The sequence below is a fragment of the Rhodopirellula sp. SH410 genome, assembly GCF_055811895.1.
In genome coordinates, this window is sequence record NZ_CM147949.1 from 4,317,858 (window position 1) to 4,335,481 (window position 17,624).

Below are 17,624 nucleotides of genomic sequence, written 5' to 3' on the forward strand. Positions count from 1 at the left end.
GTGTCTCGGCTTACTATATCGTCAGCCCGTTCAGGAATCCACGACCGTTCGCTTGTTTCGTGCTAGTCGAGGAGTGAAAGCTGTTCCATGCGTCGTTCATCATCCGAAGCGGAGACAGGGCCACCGGACGATCAGAGATCGTCTGTCGCCGAGGATGGTGATGACTTCGTCATCGGCTCAGCCGATCGCATGGAGGGTCTCGACCTGCCCGAGCTCCCCACCGATCGCTACCAGATCATTTCCCTGCTCCAGTCGGGCGGCATGGGGCTCGTGTATCGCGCCCGCGACCAGATGTTCGATCGGGAGGTGGTCGTAAAAGTGTTGCGTCAGGATCGGGCAATGAGCTCCAACGCGGCGGAGGACTTTGTGAAAGAGGCGCAAGTGATGAGTTTTCTTTCTCACCCCGGCGTCACTCCAATCTACGAAACCGGTGTCTGCGGCAATGGCCAACCCTTTCACGTGATGAAGTTAGTTGATGGCGTAACGCTCCGTGAGATGTTCGCAACCGGCCGAGTGGAGACCGCCGAGTTACTGAACATCTTCACCGATGTTTGCCAAACGATCGCGTTCGCGCACACCCGGGGGGTGATTCATTTGGATTTGAAGCCATCGAACATTATGGTTGGTGCGTTCGGGGAAGTGAACGTAATGGATTGGGGGCTGGCGATGTATACCGGACGATGCACGGTCGGCGCGGCGGTGCCATCGAAAAACAGTCCCGATTCTGCCATATTCGATTCGGCAACTCGACGGTCGGCCGCTGCGGAATCCGCAGGCTCGATCATCCGGCAACCCCAAGTTAACGGCACACCGCAATACATGTCTCCAGAGCAGGCTCAGGGGACAACGCTTGACGCTCGCGCCGATGTCTTCAGTCTCGGAGGTATTCTCTGCGAGATACTTTGCGGGCACGCTCCTTATGAGGGCGAAAGCCTGCGTGAAGTTTATCACTGCGCGGTGCATGGAAAGACCTCCCATAGCCTGGAATGTCTCCGCACCTGCGGTCTCGACAATGCCTTGGTACGACTAGCAGTCAACTGTTTACAGGTTGCCCCTGGCGATCGCCCGCAGAGTGCGAAGGTACTCGCCGACGTGATGCAAGCCCATCAGACGTCGACGCTGCGCAGTGTTCAAAGCGACATGAATCGCTTTTTCGAGTTGTCTCCCGACATGTTTTGTATCGCCGATCGGAATGGTTTTTTTGTGCGTGTCAATGACAACTTCAGCAAAGTGCTGGGCTACTCGACGGACCAATTACTTGCCAAGCCGTTCCTGGCATTCGTGCACGAGGATGACGTTGTTCAAACGCTCGATAAAATCAGGGCACTCAACGAGGGACGCACGGTGATTCGATTTCGAAACCGGTACATCACGACCCATGGCGTTCCAGTGATGCTCGAGTGGACAGCCAAGGCGATTGCCGATGAACAGCTCATTTTCGCGGTCGCCCGCGATGTGACCGAACGGCCGTCAGACGAGATCGCGATCGCGAACGCCCAGCATATACAGGACGGCATCGAGCCCGAGGGTGGAGACTTGATGCCGGGCTGATTCTCGCACAATCGGCTTGGCATGGAAGGCGATCCCGAGCCCCGCACGGGAGAGCATCGGCAGGTCGTTGGCGCCGTCCCCGATCGCGATTGTCTGCTCGCAGTCGATGCCCATGTCCTTAGCGAGTTGCTCGAGCAACGCTGCCTTTCGCTGCGCGTTAACGATTTCTCCGACAACGCGTCCTGTCAGTTTGCCGTCAATGATTTCGAGTTCATTGGCATGGACATGATCGATGCCAAGACGCTCGCGAAGGTATTCGGCGAAGTAGGTAAAACCACCTGAAAGGATGGCGGTTCGATAGCCAAACCGCTTCAGGTTGGAGAGCAACCTCTCGGCCCCCTCGGTCAGTTCGAGTCGGGCGGCAATTTTGGGTAGGACGCTTTCGGGGAGGCCTGCGAGAGCGGCCACACGTTGGCGAAGCGATTCGTCAAAATCGATTTCACCGCGCATGGCGGCTTCGGTCACCGCGGAAACCTGTTCACCGACACCGGCCTCTTTCGCGATTTCGTCGATCACCTCGGCCTGCAACAGGGTCGAGTCCATATCGAGTGCGACAACCCTACGAATACGGCGAAAGGCGTCATCGCGTTGCCATGCCAGGTCAAGATCCAAGCGTGTTGAAAGTTCGAGCAAACGCGCTTTGAGATCGTTGGGGTCGATGGGATCGCCGCGCAGAGAGAACTCCACACAAGCCCGTGTCGGCCCGCCATCGGTGATGCGTTTGGGCCGACCCGACAAACGCGTGATCACGTCAATATTGAGTCCCTGATCGGCGACGAGTCGACTGACGGCGGCGAACTGTTCCGCCGTGACGGCGCGGGAGAGGAGCGTCAAGATGAAACGCGATTTCCCCTCTTCGCCGATCCAGACATCGTAGGCGGCCGCGGCGATGCGGGTGTGTTTGCACTTCAGCTCGAGTTCGCTCGCACGCATCCGCAGTGCGTCGATCACGGTTTCAGATGCCACCTCGCTCGGCACGCTGACCATCAGGCCGAGCAGCAGCGAGCGATGGATGACGGCTTGATTGACATCCAGGACCCGACAACCGAAATGTGCCAAATGGTCGGATAACGATGCAGTGAGTCCCGGTCGGTCTTCGCCGGTGAAGCGAAACAGGATGGTCGTGGCGGTAGCAGTCTCGATCTGGTTCATAGCCCGCGAATCGTAACGACCTCGCGGCGTGTCGTCAAAGTGGCATTAATAATCAAGTTCGCCACCGAGTTCGCCTTCGTCGCGTGGATCGCCACACCATTGGTTGAGGGCGTCGATAACGCGGTCTCGGTCCTGGTGATTGGTCCACAGAGAATCATCCACATCCAAGCGGATTTCGTAATAGCCTTCGCGAACGCAGTCCTCCTCGCCGCAGAAATGCGGCAGGTCGGCCACCCACACAATGCGGTAGAGAGGAACATGTTTGTCGTCGATTTTGATGATGGGGGCGTGCATCCAAGTTCTCGCTTGAGGGCGCGTGCAACGGTGGGTTGGTTTCTACTGGGCCAATTCGCGACTGCGACCGGCCGAGGCGGCGACCGCGTCGATCAGGGCCGCGCGGATGGCATTCTGTTCGAGCACTCGGATCGCGGCAATAGTCGTTCCACCTGGACTGCAGACTTTGTCCTTGAGCACGCCGGGGTGTTCACCGGTGTCGCGCACCATCGTGGCGGCACCACGCACAGTCTGAGTCGCCAGTTCCAGGGCGATTTTCCGCGGCAGCCCCTCCGCCACGCCGCCGTCGGCAAGCGCTTCAATCATCAAAAAGACATAGGCCGGCCCTGAACCGCTCACACCGGTGACGGCATCGAGCTGGCTCTCGGTCACCTGGGTGACATAGCCGACACTTCCCAGCATCACTTCAATGGATTCGATATCACTGGGGGTGGCGTCCGCGGCGGTACAGTACGCCGCGGCACCTTCGCCGACCAAGCTGGGCGTATTGGGCATCACCCGTGCAACTCGCTCGTGCCCCACCCCTGCGGTGAGTTTCGCCAGGGGCACGCCAGCGGCAACGGAAATCACGAGTTTGCCTGCCAAGCCGTCCCCCACATTGTCGAGCACCGTGGGGATGATGTACGGCTTGACCGCCAGCATCACCATTTCACTCTCAGCGATCGCCTCGTTGCGTGAGGCCGCCGAGTCGGCGGCAAAAAAGCGACAACCCGGATAGTTTTCTTGCCACCACTGGGCGGTCCCTTCGCTGTTGGCAACCACCGTGAGCTTGTCTGCGTCGAGTACGGATTGGTCGATCATGCCGCCGACCAAGGCGCGCGCCATTTGACCACCGCCAAAAACGGTGAGCTGAGGAAGTTTCATGAGCTAGGGTGACAAACGGAGGTGAGCGTTAGCGAACACACGCGGCGATCAAAACAATGCGTCTGAACGAGGTTCAGTATCGGCGAGCAATTTGATCAACGCGATGCGGAGATGTTTGACACTCAAGGGTAATGGTAAGAGGGCTCGATGGGAACCGCGAACCGCTCTTTGAATCAAGTGCTTTTGATTCGGATCAACGAGCAGGATCGCAGGGATATCCTTGGTATCCTCGTTCTCAGCGAACGCGTTGTAGGCCGCGAGCGCATCATTGCCGAGTTCAGCGGCCCCGAAAATAACGCAATCGGCGGGTTTATCGATCGCATCGATAAATCGGTCCAGTGCGCGCTGCGGGTTGGCAATGATCAAAACTCGGTAACCACGGGCCTTAAGTCGATCGCGTACCGCGTTTTGCAATCCCGCCTTGGACTCAACGAACATCACCACATAGCCTTCCCCTTCGTTGGTGATCACGTGATCGTCGCCCACGTCCTCCGCGTTGACTTTCCCCGAAAGATCCGGTCCCCGCGCCTCGGCGGGCCCCTTCTCGAGTGTATCGATCACCTTTTTGGTAGCCGCTGCCAACGCCATGCAGGTTTGAATGCGTTTTTCGGGATTGAACTCCATCGCCGCGAGCAGCAATTGATTCACGATTCCAGGAAGATCGGGGACGTAGTCATAGATCGATCGAATGTCCTGGAAGCGGGAAATATTCAACCGCGCCATCCGGTCACGCGTTTCCGTCAATGCGGGCGTCCCGGCGAGCATGTGATAGAGCATGTTTCCCGCGAAAAACACATCGCTACGCGGATCGTCCTTGCGGACGTTCGTCCCGCGTTCGAGTGCGGCATAGTCAATCGCTCGCGCGTTGGGGCAATCCGCGACGACTTCGGGGTTACTACGGTCGGCCAGTGCCGCCAAACCAAAGTCAACGAGTTTCGCCACGCCGCCGGAACTGATCAGCACATTGGAGAGTTTCAAGTCACGGTGCGAAATTCCGAGTGACGCGGCAAACGCGAGCCCTTGAGCGATTTCGTGCATCAATTTCAGGGACAGGTCGACAGGTAGCTTCCCGCGAATTTTGACCAGTTCACGCAGTGTTTGGCCTTCGACGAACTCCATCACCAGGAAGGGGTTGTGTCGGTCCGGCACGACTTCGAGAATCCGCACGATGTTGGGGTGTTTGAGTTTCAGCCCCATCCGACCTTCGCGGAGAAACTGCTCGAGTTCATGGGCTTCGTCTCGGAAACGCTTGCGGAGCACTTTGACGGCATAGACCTGGCCATCTTTTTCCGCCCGATAAACACGAGCGAACGTTCCCGCACCGATCAGGTAGAGGATTTTAAAGTCGCCATAGAAATACCCGACTCGATCGCCCCGGATGATCTTTTCAGTCTGCAGCGTTGTAATCAATCCACGGCTTTGCAGTTGATCGACGACCTGCGGCAACGAGACTTCACCGACGCCGAGTTCCCCGATTGCACGACTGACGTCCATCCGCTCGGCGACACCCGTCGAGATGACGCGTTCGATGAATTCTTCTTTGGTGATGCTCATGGCGTGTGTGTTGATTTCGATGAAGTGGGTCGGCGGTAATCATGAACCGACACGCCGACTGCTTTGAGTTTTTCAATTGCCCCCTGCCAAGCCGCCGCCTTTTCTGACCGCATATCGAGATAGAGCTCCAGGTATGGTGCAAATCGTCGATTTTCGCCGGCATCTCCAACACACATTTTGACAATTGGGTCGAACGAATCGATCGGATTATTGGGCATGATCAACATCGACAAGTGCGTCAGGCCGACCAGTGGCGTGAGCGACTGGACTCGGCAATCGGAGATTTCGAGTGTCGTTAGCCCCGTCATGCTTGACACAGGCGACAGGTCGACGATGGGGTTGCCGGCGAGGTCCAGGGCACCGAGTTTCTTCCAATCGGCGATCGCCGAAATGCTCTCGACTCGATTGTCAGCGAGATAGAGCGTGCGCATGCTCCTCATTTTCCCGATCGGTTCGAGATGCTGCACCTTGTTTCCAGACAGATCGAGAAGCTGAATGGCAGTGAGTTCAGCCAGTGGCGAGAGGTCTTCAATTCGGTTGCCCGCCAAGGTGACTTTCTGCAGCTTTTTCAATCCCGCCAGCGGCGTGAGGTCACTGATTTCGTTGTCCGTGAAATCAACCAGCATCAACGACTCGCAATGCTCCAGTCCCGCCAGACTGCGAATCCCCTTCCCGGGAGCGACGAGACGAGACATGCCTGCGACATCCTCGCTCGTCAGCGGTTGATCACTCTTCGGTTTGCCCAGGACGCCGGCGCGGACGACAGCCTCCAGAGCCGGATCAGCAAATATCGACGCCGGCTCCGATTCAGGCGTTTGAGCACAGGCAGTGGTGCTCGGTCGGCCCAGCGAGCAAACGAACGTCAGAGCAATCAAGCTAAGGTGGGAGCAGCGAAACACAAACGCAACCATTTTCTCAGGGAGAAGGAGTGGACCATGAAAGAAAACTGGACCATGAAAGGTAGAGTACAAAGTCTCCACCCATCCTAGTCAAGGAGCTCGTTCAAGGCGTTTTCGCGGCTGAGCGTTTTGCGATCTCATGGATCGTGCTGACTGCTTCGGCCGGTGAGCCGTACAGAATCGTCATCCCCTCGGTGCTCGCGGCGATCGCATAGGCCTGCTCGACTTCCTCCGCAGTCAGCCAGCCCTGTGCACCCATGTACTGAATTTCAGCGAGTTTGCGTAGCAGCGAGAACGAGGGTTCGGCCAGCACACCGGTCACCCGTCGACGCGCGATCTCAGGGGTCAGTTCAGGAAACGCTTGGACGCTGAGTTTGCTGTCCAGGACAGCCCAGAATTTCTCCAATGCTTCGTTAACGTAACTTTCCGCAGTCCCGCGTTTAGTCTTCAGCAGCCTTTGGAGTTCACGATTGTCCATCTCGCTGGACGTGATCAGGGTTCGTCCACTGCGTCCGTCGATGACTTTCACCCGCGTCGAGTTTTGCGGTGAGCTGTTACGGACCTCCTTCATGGAAACGTCGAAATGCAGCAACAACTCGATGCCTTGCGTCGCCGCTGCCTTGGCCATCGCCTGCGAGCTGCCCTCGCCCAGATAGACGACACCGGGGATCCACATGCGAGGTTCACTTGGCTGGACGTAGTCACCATCGACCGTGTCGCCCTGATCGGTCGCTTCCGGATCGACATCGACTAACGCGGAACCGAATTGACCGCTCGCCATCCGAGTCTGCATCGATTCGCGGACCGTCGTGGCAACATAACCCATCAACTCGTCGAATCGATCGCTGATATTGGGGTCAGTCATCTGCGCCTGGGGCGCCGCGGCAACGGACGCGTTCGGATTGATCGGACGCCCATTGCTGTCATATTGGGGGCCGCCGCCAGCACGGAATCCACCGTCCATGTCCATCTCAGAATTCTCGTATCCTTCGTAGGAAGGCGACGAGCTTGGTGGCCCCGACATGGGCGTGCCGCTCGAGGAGCTCGGACTCCCCATTTCGCCCGCCATGTCGTAGGCAGTGGAATCGTAATCGCTGGACATCTCCATGCCCGAATCCATCCCGCCGAGTCCACCGGCGGCATCTGCTTTGATGGGAGCAAAGTCCGTAACGTCCGTGTCGCCGTGCAGGCCCAGCGAGACGCCCCACCGCAGCTGCCACACTGGGCGGCGAAAATAGTTACTGAACTTCAGACTTTGCAGGTCCTCCTTGGACTCACTCCCACCCTGGGCCAGAAACCCAAAGTAGAGATCACGGGCGAGCGGTAGGTTGCCATACCGCATGGCAACATTGGCTTCGTTTCGCAGCAAGGGACCCACCATCTGCGGCTTCGGCGGTGTGGTCGACGGCGTCAACACGCGGACAAATTCTTGGCGGAGCGGCTTCCAATCCGGCTGGATCAATTGGAAGAGTGACATCGGAGTGGGCCCCGTCGTCAGGTTGGCGACGGGCTCAGCGGCGGCGGCCCCCGGTTCGGTACCGTATTCGCCGCTCTCGTAACCGCTTTCGTACGACGAGGCGTCCGGCGATTGATCGGGTCCTTGCCCCGGGCAAGCTCCCGCCGCCGTCCAAACCATCACCCCAGCCATTAGAACGCTCCCCAAACCCCGGTTGCGGAAGCCCTGGGCCGCTGCAGACGCAAAACCGGACAGCGTTTTCCGGCTGACGAGTTCTGTCACTCGATATTTTGTGGCAAGTGGTATCATGCGAATAGACTTTGGTCGAAATGAGTCAATAAAAGAGCAAAAACTGCCGCATTGCTTGAATTTCTTGAATTTACAGTAACCTTTGCCGCAATGCTGCGTTCATAATAAGCCAATCGAAACCGCGAGACGAGCATTTTCGAGACGGTTTCCCTCTACCGAGGGAACTTTTTCTCCTCCGAGGGCGTCGTAGTCAGCGGATGTCAACCGTCATTCTGGGTAACCGGTCGCCCCGCCGCATGATGTGGATAAGGCCTACCGGCAACCTGTTATTCACGCGATTATTCTAAGATTCAGAGTTCATGCCACGCCATCCGTATCGCACCACGCGACGACTATCTCTTCAAGTACTCGATGACCGCCGGGTACTGGCAGCCATCGTGGGGAGTGTTTTCCACGATGCGAACGATTCACTGCGCCGTGACGCCGACGAGAGTGGATTGGAAAAGCGACTCGTTTATGTTGATCAAAACGACAATTCGAAGATGGATCAGGGCGAGCGGTTCGCGTTCACCGATGGCGGCGGTGCGTTTTCGATAGACAACCTGTCTGACGGCGACTACGCCGTGCGGTTGTTTACCGGTGCGAAGAGTCAAATTCAAACGACACCGTCCTCCGCCATGCCGCATCACGACGCCTTGCTGCGGACGGATATCACGGTCGTCGTGCCTGCGATGGTGCTCGATGAGGGTGCCCCGAGCGAACGCACCGCCCCGGCGGTCCTGGCCAGCGGCACGGGCCTGCAAACGATCGCCAGCGACGGCACGCTGTCGGATCCCGTCGAGATCGGTGGTGAGATTACGCAACTTTTGCGACTCGCCGATGGCTCACTCGCCGTATTCGCGAACACGAGCGATGGTGGTCAGGCATGGATCCTCGACGACGCGCTCGCTAACTCAACCAGCCTCGGCTCAACCGGATCCGAAAGTTTTATTGTTTCCGCTGGCAGTGATGATGTGGGGCGAGGCGTCATTCTCGTGAGCCCTCGCGAGGAGGGCGGTCAAAGCGAATTATGGGCCCTCGATGCCTCCAACTCGCCGATTTCGGCGACCGGCGTTATGCTCGCGCCCGGTTCCGTCGTGACTGGCGATTCGACGCCGCGAAGCGACGATGGTCCGACCCGCAGCGTCGTCAGCCAGGCGTCGCTCGTCGACGATGGCAACGGCGAGATAACACAAACGCTCGCCATTAGCCTGTGGAGCAATACCACCGCCTCGATGCTCGGTGAACCCATCGTCGTCAGTGGCGCCAGTGAAGTGGTCGCCTTCAGCGATGAGGCTGGATTGCTAGTGCTGCGAACGGGCGAGAACCTCTCCGTCTACGATGTCGACAATCATCTGGCCATGCTCTACAGCGTCGACAACACCGAACCGGTCGCCGCGATCGACGCGAGCCGGGGATTGATCGTCACCCGCTCGCCACGCTCATTCAGTGATGAGGGATCAACCCACGATAGCGGATTGCGATTGATCGATAGCGAGACCGGTGCCGTCTTCGCTGACATGCCCATTGACTTGCCGGCACTCGGAGAACTGGACGCGATTTCACTCGACGCGAGTCTGCGATCGGTCGTGGTCACCGGTGCTGCGGGACTCAGCCAACTGTCACTCCGCAAACCCATAGCGGCACGCGTGTCAGTGACGGGCGGCCAGGCCGATCCGGTCGTTTTTGGTGTCCAATTAATCGGCACCAACAGTGCGCCAACCTATACCGAGACGCCCTCCATTTCCGGTGCCGAAGACACGGTGTTCACGGTACCGTTGCCCACCGCAACGGACGGGGACCATGGCGACGAGCTCGTGATTCTACCGCTGCACCCACCCGAGTTCGGAGTCGCGACGATCGGGCCGGATGGACAGATTGAGTACACGCCGAACGATAATTTTGAGGGTACCGACACACTCTGGATCCTCGTGGGGGACGGTCAGGATTTCACCGAGACGCCCGTAACGATCAACGTCACTCCAGTTCCGGATGTGCCCTCAGGGGTAACAGCGGGGATTGATCCCGTCCCCGAAAACCTACCCCCTGGAATCGCAGGCGGTTCTCAACCGATCGGTTTCGTCGGGGTCATTGACGTTGATGCTGTCAATCATTTTGGCGTGCAGCTTCTCGACATGAATCGAGTACCTGATGAGCGTTTCCAGGTCGTTGACCTGAAGATCTACTTCGTGGGTCCTGAACCGCTCGATGCTGAGACCGAATGGATGATACCGCTGATCGTAAGCGTGGACGATCCCGATAGCGGCGGCAAACTCGAATTCCTGACAGCCATTACTGTCCTGGATGAGGACGATCCCGTCACCGATATCACGCCCGATGAGGCTACGGTGCATGAGAACTCGCCCGGTGAGCTCATCACGCCTCTCGGTGTCATCGATCAGGACGTCGGCCAGTCTCACGAACTTAGCGTTGACGATGATCGTTTCGAAATCGTCAACGGCGGCCTGAAGCTGAAGGATGGCGTTTCACTCGACTTTGAGGCGGGTAGCGCGATTACGGTCAATGTTACCGCCGAACACGAAGACGACTCCTTTACCAAAGCAATCCAGTTGACGGTGCTCGATGAAGTCGAAACCCCCGTCAACATTCAACTGAGCAACAACACGGTCATCGAACTCCAGGCCGCTGCGGTCGTCGGCGACCTAACCGTCGATGGTAGCCCCGCGGCCAACGGTCATTCATTGACGGTGAACGACTCGCGTTTTGTGATTGATGGTTCAACACTGAGGCTCGCGGACAACACCTTCATCGAACGGACCCCGGGACTCGACGACGAGATTTTGGTTGAAATCACTGCGACTCCCCATGCGAGCGGTATCGACGGTGCGACCCAGGAGTTTGTCATCGCGGTCATTGGAAATAGCACTCCGTTCCATAACGGCAACTATCCAGAGGACGTCAATTTCGATGCCGGAGTCACCGCCGTCGATGCGCTCACCATTATCAATTATCTCAACGCCTACGGTGCCGGTCCGGTCGGCGAAGGCGATCCAGCATTTGGATATGATGTCAATAACGATGGATTTGTCACGTCCCTCGACGCACTGTTGGTGATCAACGAACTCAATGCGATCAGCACGGGCGCAACGGGTGCGGTTGGCAACGAACCGAGCGGCGAACCAGACCCCAGCGGCGAACCGAAGCCCGGTTCCGGTAACCCAAAAGCGTCGAACCGGATGGCGAATGATCCAGTCGTTCCCACCCCCTCACAAGCACCGCAATCCTCTCCGCTGCGACGCTCTATGTCGCGAGATTTAGCGATTGCGAGTTTGATGGACGCGGTCTCCACGAAGGCGGTTGATGGCTCGACCCATGACGTGATGGACAAAGCGGTCGCAGTCATTTCCATCGAGCCACTGCGTGCTGATGACGATGCCACACGCGCTGACGAAGTCTTTGGCGAACTCGAGATCGATCTTTTAGACGAAGCAAGGCAGCTTACTTAGCGACCACGCGTGATTAGACCGAGAAGCTACCTGCCATTCGACGCGATCTTGGTTTGCTGTCGGCTAGTAAGATGCCCGGCAACGTGAGCCCTCGGCCGCTCACGCGACTCGGCTCATGAAATCAACACGCCGTTAGCGGGGCGTTGCTTCTAAGAGCGCATCGAGCTGAGTGCGGTCGATCGCAGGAGCCGCATCGGGCGATGGCGTTTGCGTGCGTTCCGATTGGGCGATTTGGTCGATGAACTCTTGAAATCGTGGATCGTCGGCGATACTTTTACGCCCCAATCTCGCCTGAACGAGCGCCTCACCTCTTAAATCACGCTTCAACAGTTGATCGATGAAGTCAAGCCGATAACTGGCCTGGCTGGGTGCCAAACGAATGGCCTGTTGATAGTGCGTCTGGGCATTGGGGACGTCTTCCAAAACAAAGTTGATGCGGCCGAGCAGCGATTGACACTCTGCCCGACGATCCAGTGACTCGCCGTCATCACATTCAATGACCGTGATGGCATGCTCGAGAAATTGGGGGTCGAGTTGTTCCCACTGAAGGTAAGCGAGGGCTGCGAGTCGCATCACATCAGAGTCGTCCGGAATGACATCGGCAATTTTGAGATCCGGTGAGTCCCGCAGTAATTCCATCACCCGCGGTGTTAAATCACGGTTGGTTTCCAATGCCGAACGAAGCCCCTGTGCGGCTGCGTCGAGGTCTCCACGAGCGAGTGACGCCTGTCCCAACGCAAACTGGCGAGTCGAATTGCCCTGATAAAAAATGAGCAACTGCTCCGCAGCCGTGTGCGCAACGGCTCTCGCTTGCGACGAGAATTGCTTCCCATCATTTTCGCCGCTGCCGATGACTGGAGACAAACGCAGCAGACTGCCACGTGGTTCCTGAGCGAGCGGGCAAATCCGCAAGGTATCGAGACTCGTTTTCCAGGCATTGGTGTAATGCTGCCAACTTAACAATGTCTCTGTTCGCAACGCGGGCGATTCGGGTGGGTAGTTCCGCTGCCGGTTACTCAGGTCCGTTTGCTGGTATATCTCGCGAATCTCCGCAGGCGATCGCGGACGCCACTCGCGGGTTTCGGCAAGATGCGCACGATCACGTTGGACGGTGCTCAATCGCGCCAACAACAACGGTGAGGAACCCACGGAAGTACGCGCCTGCAAGGCTTCCTCCATCTTCGCCAGTGCATCGGGATTCAATTGCCACTGTGCATACTCTTTGTTGAGGCGGCTGAGCAAAGAATCCGTAATCGCGTCCTGTTTGAGGCTGGGAAGAACAATCACCGAAAGGGTGACCATGGCGACAGCCAAACCGATCGCGGTCGCTTGATGGAAGGGCCAGCTTCGCCCGGCAACCCACTCGCGGAGCCCTGGGCGTGTGAGCGATTTTGGCGTCGGCGAGTTCTCAGCAGTTACCGCGAAACCCTCTCCGGCGTTGTGGGACGACGCTGAAAAGGAAAACCACTGTGACTTTCCTCCGCCGTTGGCAACATCGCGAGAAATGATCGCCGCCCCCAGCACCGCGGCGACGAAAAGGTTCGCCGGTAATGCTAGACCGAAGTCGAAGAACTGTGAGACGATTATGGCCCCGATCGCGTACCACCCCGCAAGCCGGACGCCTTGGTCGAGAGGATCCACCGACGCCGACAATCGGTTCAGTGAAATCAACAGCAGCGTTAACAGCCACGCCCCCACCGCCAAACCAACCAATCCCGTCTCGACGAGCATCTCCAGCCACAGATTGTCGGCGTGTTCATACCACGAACTCGGCGAGAAGTTTTGATAGGGCAGGTAGGCGTAGGCGTAGGTGGACAATCCGGCTCCCCCGGGCAGGTACGCTTTGGCCGCGCGCCAGCCATCCTGCCAGTGCAGTAATCGCCCATCGGTTTGCAGGGTGTCCGCATCGCGGGTGGATACCTCCCAACGCTGCAATGACTCAAGACTCAGGTTCATCGGCGTGATCAAAATCGCGACCGAAACGGCGATGATCACGATCAAGACGGGGAGGCTGATGAAGCCGCGGCGGGGACGGACGTAGCCGAATGCCAGAGCCAGACCAAACAAGCCCGCGACCAACCCGCCGCGGGATCCGTTGATCAGCAACCCGGCGATACACGTGGTTGCTGAGATCAACCCGACCATGGATTCACGATCGGTGATCAGCGAGAACAGATCGTTGAATTCAAACTCAGGGGTGTCCATTTCGATCTGGTGGATCGCCATCATCCGCCACGACAGCAGCCCGAGACTGGCGGCCAACCCAAAATTCAACATCAACGCCGCGTTGTTTCGATTGACAAATCCACCAAACGCATTCGATTTCTCTTGGAATATCCACAGATCCGCAGTCGGATCGAGTTTTCGGTACACTCCCAACACCGCGACGCTGGCACCCGCGATCGCGATCGCACTGAGCAACATCTTCAATCGAGAACGAGCGTGAAAAACCACCGATGCCGCCCAACAGAGTGGCAGCAGCAATGTCAGGACCGCCGCCGCGTGGGCGGTGTCATAGGGTGATACCGATAGGGACACAAAACTCGCCTGGTCGTCTCCCGGGGAACCTGTCAGCGCCCCCAATCCACCGCCGAATCCATCGAGCCACTGCGTGTACGCAGCGTAGGACCCCGGGCTCAGCCAGGTGACTAGGCTTGGCGGCAGACCGGTACACTGCAACCAAGCCCAGAGGACCAGCATGCCGATGGGCAGCAAAATCGCGTGCTGACGAATTCCCGACGAAGCGGTGTTATCGGTCAATCCCGGTAGCGCCAACGCCGTCGCGAGGACAATCCCCATCGCCGCAAAGTATTGACTCCAGTGATAAATGCCGCCGAAATCCAGCGCCAACATGACTGGGATCACCACCATCAAAATGGCCGAGGTCCACAAGCAAACATTTCGCAGTGAGGAATACAATGGAACTCTGGGCTGATAGAGGAAGTGACGTAAACCGGGCAAATACTCATTCCCGTATTGGTTTCAGCCTGCCGCTAGGTGCGTCCGTCAGTTCCATCGCGGCAGGATGCCGTCAACGCGTGGATCAGCGTCTCTTTATCCCAAAGATCGCGTGAGAAAGCGACCCATTCTCGCGTCGGAATCCAAACTTCAACGGATGCCGCTGCGGTTAACCGCAAATGCGATCGGGCGGCGCCTGTTCATCGCACTTCTTACACTGCAGCTCGTATCCAATCATTGCCTGGCGGCCCGCAATCGTGGTCACCCAGGGCCGGCTCATCCACGGCGGGTCATGACGCACGTGCTGGTTATGACCGCAGGCGAGCTCCGCGACCCAATGCCGTTCTTCGTCGCGATGGTATCCCGTGATGGGTTGGTTCATTGGGGATGGACTGCTTGCTTGGAATTTCGGAACGTCGCCATTGTGGCACCTCAGGTCGCAGCACGCCCCCCCCGCGGCCGTGCTTTCCCGTGCAACCATTGGACGATTCCCACACCGGTGAACGGGAGACCACCTGCCCAAGTGCAAAACTTTCACGGGGAAGCAATATGCACCTTGACATGCACAACCTAACATGTACCTTAGCATGCAGATATTCTATTTCAATTCAGGTACAAGGACAACGGGCGCGATGCTGAGCGAAAAAACCATCCAAATTGTCAAGGAAATCACCCCCATCGTGGCGGCCAACGCGGAGGCCATCACGACTCGGTTCTATCTGCGAATGTTCGAGGGCAACCCGGAGGTTCAGTCGTTCTTCAACCAGGCGCACCAGCATTCCGGTGGGCAGCAAAAGGCCTTGGCGGGTGCGATTTGTGCCTACTTTACCCACATCGACAACCCAGCCGTGTTAATGCCGGCGGTGGAGTTAATCGCACAGAAACATTGCTCGCTGGGGATCAAGGCGGAACACTACCCGATTGTCGGCAAGCACTTGCTGGCGGCGATCAAGGACGTCATGGGCGATGCGGCGACCGATGATATCATCGCTGCGGTTACCGAGGCGTATGGATTCCTGGCGGATATTTTCATCGGTCGAGAGGGCTCGATCTATGAAGAGCAACACTCCGCCCCCGGAGGCTGGAACGGCTACCGCAACTTTGTCGTCGAGCGGAAAGTTCCCGAGAGCGACGTGGTGACATCGTTCTACCTGCGTCCCGAGGACCAGGGGCCGCTACCACCGTTTCGCCCTGGGCAATACATCACGGTCCATATCGACCATCCTGTCACGCCTACCTCTCCGCGGAATTACAGTCTGTCGGATCGACCGGGCGTCGATCACTTTCGGATCAGCGTCAAACGTGAAGAGCGGTTACATCCCGATGCGCCCGATGGTTTGATTTCGAGTCATCTGCACGATGAGATCGAAGAAGGGCACCGCGTGAAAGTTGGTCCGCCCTGCGGCGAGTTCACAATCGATCCGGAAGAATCCGATGGGCGTCCCATCGTGTTGCTCGCCGGTGGAATCGGTGTGACGCCGTTGCTGTCGATGGCAAAGTCGATTGTGCACACACATCCCGATTCGCCCGTCTATTTCCTGCAAGCGGCCCGGAACAGCAGCGTACATGCTTTTGCCGACGAGATCAAAAACCTACAGTCGCTCAGTTCCAACATGCACGTCAAAGTGCTGTATGACGCGCCGCTCGCAGGGGATCTGGAGAGTGGCAAATGCGACGCATCCGGATACGTGACGACCGAACTGCTACGCGGTTGGACCCCGTACACTGAGGCTGATTTCTACTTCTGCGGTCCCAAACCGTTCATGAAAAACATTCACGCTTGCTTGCGCGAACTCGGGGTCGATGAACATCGTGTTCGCTACGAGTTTTTCGGTCCGCAGGAAGAGCTGGTATCAGCCGGCACATGATCGTTGAGTCGTGGATGCTCACGGCAACGATGAATCGATAGATCGTTGGCGATGAAGCGATTCATCGTTGGCGATGAAGCGGTGGTGTGTCCGGCGGCGATCGGCGGCACCATCCGTTCTGGGCCTGAGCATAGGATTGTTGTGGTATCTGGCTGCGTTGGACCGAAAGTAAGTATGTCGCCCGTGGCTTCGAATCGTACCAGCCGAACGGAACTAATTTGGCAGTCGATCGAGAGCCTTAGCCCCGACTATTTCGCCATGGTGATGGCCACGGGCATCGTCTCCCTGGCTTGCCATTTCGTTGGATTCGAATTGATTTCCAAGGTCCTCTTGGGGATCAATGTTGCGGCGTATCTCATCCTCTGGAGTCTCAACGGATTGCGTGCCGCGATCTTCCCGAAGGCCTTCTTCGGCGACTTGGTCGACCACCGGCAAGGCGTCTGTTTCTTTACCTGGGTGGCAGCTACCTGTGTTCTGGGCAATCAGTTTTTAATCGTCGTCGATTCACGTAGCATCGCGATCGTGCTGTGGGCGATAGGTATCCTGCTGTGGTTTGTGCTGACGTACACCATTTTCACGAGCAATGTGATCGCCACGAGAAAGCCGTCCTTCGTCGATGCGTTGCATGGCGGATGGCTGGTTTCAGTGGTGGCAACACAGTCCGTTTCCCTACTCGGCTCGACCTTGGCCTCTGGCTTTGATGCCTATCGCGAGCCGGCGCTCTTCTTCGCGTTGATCATGTGGTTGGGGGGAGGCATGCTCTACATCTGGATCATTTCATTGATCTTCTATCGCTACGCTTTCCTGCCCATGAAGCCCTCGGACCTTTCGCCTCCGTACTGGATCAACATGGGGGCGATGGCGATTTCAACGCTCGCGGGCGTGAGCCTGATCGCCGCTGCCGGTGGAACGGAATTGTTACCGCAACTGGCACCGTTCTTGAAAGGGCTCACGCTGCTCTTTTGGGCGACCGCCACCGGATGGATCCCGATGCTGATTATCCTGGGGGTTTGGCGGCATGTGTTTTCACGGTATCCGTTCACGTACAGCCCCCAGTACTGGGGCCTCGTCTTTCCGCTGGGCATGTACACGGCGTGCACCTACCGCATGATGTCCACCCTGGGTCTACCGTACCTGCATATGATCCCAAGCGTGTTGATTTGGGTCTCACTAGCGGTCTGGTCGGTGACTTTCGTAGGGATGCTGCGCTCCCTGCCGATCTGGCCCACCGATCTCGCCTCAGATGAACCATGCCATTCGCCGCAATAATCGC

At 57.7% G+C, this 17,624-nt stretch carries 12 protein-coding genes; 4 read left to right on the forward strand and 8 right to left on the reverse strand.

The features are described from left to right. Positions 1-87: 87 nt before the first annotated feature. Positions 88-1,551 carry a protein kinase domain-containing protein gene (locus tag SH410x_RS15730; protein ID WP_473668697.1) on the forward strand — a complete coding sequence of 488 codons (1,464 nt, stop codon included), beginning with the start codon at positions 88-90 and terminating at the stop codon, positions 1,549-1,551. Here the strand turns inward: SH410x_RS15730 and serB are convergent. From serB to SH410x_RS15760, 6 genes are all read right to left on the reverse strand, one after another. Next, the gene (gene serB / locus SH410x_RS15735) at positions 1,471-2,703 is read right to left on the reverse strand and encodes a phosphoserine phosphatase SerB (protein ID WP_473668699.1); all 1,233 of its coding nucleotides are present in this window, start codon (positions 2,701-2,703) and stop codon (positions 1,471-1,473) included. The two genes, SH410x_RS15730 and serB, sit on opposite strands and share 81 nt — an antisense overlap. 45 nt (positions 2,704-2,748) lie before the next feature. Beyond that, positions 2,749-2,997 carry a hypothetical protein gene (locus SH410x_RS15740; protein ID WP_473668701.1) on the reverse strand — a complete coding sequence of 83 codons (249 nt, stop codon included), beginning with the start codon at positions 2,995-2,997 and terminating at the stop codon, positions 2,749-2,751. Between the two features lie 42 nt (positions 2,998-3,039). Next, complete coding sequence (gene proC, locus SH410x_RS15745) at positions 3,040-3,861, reverse strand: pyrroline-5-carboxylate reductase (protein ID WP_473668703.1); 822 nt, start codon at positions 3,859-3,861, stop codon at positions 3,040-3,042. Positions 3,862-3,909: 48 nt separating this feature from the next. Then, entirely contained in the window at positions 3,910-5,415 is a 1,506-nt protein-coding gene (locus tag SH410x_RS15750) for a serine/threonine-protein kinase (protein ID WP_473668705.1), read from the reverse strand. Then, positions 5,412-6,326: a leucine-rich repeat domain-containing protein gene (locus tag SH410x_RS15755; protein WP_473668707.1), complete on the reverse strand. Its 915-nt coding sequence runs from the start codon at positions 6,324-6,326 to the stop codon at positions 5,412-5,414. Before SH410x_RS15755 ends, SH410x_RS15750 begins: the two co-directional genes overlap by 4 nt. Before the next feature lie 91 nt (positions 6,327-6,417). Then, positions 6,418-8,079: a hypothetical protein gene (locus tag SH410x_RS15760; protein ID WP_473668709.1), complete on the reverse strand. Its 1,662-nt coding sequence runs from the start codon at positions 8,077-8,079 to the stop codon at positions 6,418-6,420. 299 nt (positions 8,080-8,378) lie between these two features. Here SH410x_RS15760 and SH410x_RS15765 point away from each other — a divergent pair, with 299 nt between their 5' ends. After that, a complete protein-coding gene (locus SH410x_RS15765; protein WP_473668711.1) occupies positions 8,379-11,525 on the forward strand; it encodes a dockerin type I domain-containing protein in 3,147 nt (1,048 codons plus the stop codon). Between the two features lie 132 nt (positions 11,526-11,657). Here SH410x_RS15765 and SH410x_RS15770 read toward each other — a convergent pair whose 3' ends face one another. Beyond that, positions 11,658-14,396 (reverse strand): O-antigen ligase family protein, encoded by a 2,739-nt coding sequence (locus SH410x_RS15770; protein ID WP_473677323.1) that lies wholly within the window; start codon positions 14,394-14,396, stop codon positions 11,658-11,660. A 256-nt stretch (positions 14,397-14,652) separates the two neighbouring features. Then, the gene (locus SH410x_RS15775) at positions 14,653-14,865 is read right to left on the reverse strand and encodes a DUF3565 domain-containing protein (protein ID WP_473668713.1); all 213 of its coding nucleotides are present in this window, start codon (positions 14,863-14,865) and stop codon (positions 14,653-14,655) included. 250 nt (positions 14,866-15,115) lie between these two features. Here SH410x_RS15775 and hmpA point away from each other — a divergent pair, with 250 nt between their 5' ends. Together hmpA and SH410x_RS15785 are read left to right on the forward strand one after the other, a co-directional pair. Beyond that, the gene (hmpA, locus tag SH410x_RS15780; RefSeq protein ID WP_473668715.1) at positions 15,116-16,351 is read left to right on the forward strand and encodes an NO-inducible flavohemoprotein; all 1,236 of its coding nucleotides are present in this window, start codon (positions 15,116-15,118) and stop codon (positions 16,349-16,351) included. Between the two features lie 183 nt (positions 16,352-16,534). Then, on the forward strand, positions 16,535-17,620 hold the full coding sequence (locus SH410x_RS15785) for a tellurite resistance/C4-dicarboxylate transporter family protein (RefSeq protein WP_473668717.1): 1,086 nt from the start codon (positions 16,535-16,537) through the stop codon (positions 17,618-17,620). Positions 17,621-17,624 lie beyond the last annotated feature (4 nt).

What these genes read in the sequence shown, in the direction of transcription:
- SH410x_RS15730 (WP_473668697.1), top strand. Translation starts at nt 88, where the DNA reads ATGCGTCGTTCATCATCCGAAGCGGAGACAGGGCCACCGGACGATCAG.
- SH410x_RS15765 (WP_473668711.1), top strand. Translation starts at nt 8,379, where the DNA reads ATGCCACGCCATCCGTATCGCACCACGCGACGACTATCTCTTCAAGTA.
- SH410x_RS15775 (WP_473668713.1), bottom strand. Translation starts at nt 14,865, where the DNA reads ATGAACCAACCCATCACGGGATACCATCGCGACGAAGAACGGCATTGG.
- SH410x_RS15740 (WP_473668701.1), bottom strand. Translation starts at nt 2,997, where the DNA reads ATGCACGCCCCCATCATCAAAATCGACGACAAACATGTTCCTCTCTAC.
- SH410x_RS15770 (WP_473677323.1), bottom strand. Translation starts at nt 14,396, where the DNA reads ATGGTGGTGATCCCAGTCATGTTGGCGCTGGATTTCGGCGGCATTTAT.
- SH410x_RS15755 (WP_473668707.1), bottom strand. Translation starts at nt 6,326, where the DNA reads ATGGTTGCGTTTGTGTTTCGCTGCTCCCACCTTAGCTTGATTGCTCTG.
- serB (WP_473668699.1), bottom strand. Translation starts at nt 2,703, where the DNA reads ATGAACCAGATCGAGACTGCTACCGCCACGACCATCCTGTTTCGCTTC.
- SH410x_RS15750 (WP_473668705.1), bottom strand. Translation starts at nt 5,415, where the DNA reads ATGAGCATCACCAAAGAAGAATTCATCGAACGCGTCATCTCGACGGGT.
- hmpA (WP_473668715.1), top strand. Translation starts at nt 15,116, where the DNA reads ATGCTGAGCGAAAAAACCATCCAAATTGTCAAGGAAATCACCCCCATC.
- SH410x_RS15760 (WP_473668709.1), bottom strand. Translation starts at nt 8,079, where the DNA reads ATGATACCACTTGCCACAAAATATCGAGTGACAGAACTCGTCAGCCGG.
- proC (WP_473668703.1), bottom strand. Translation starts at nt 3,861, where the DNA reads ATGAAACTTCCTCAGCTCACCGTTTTTGGCGGTGGTCAAATGGCGCGC.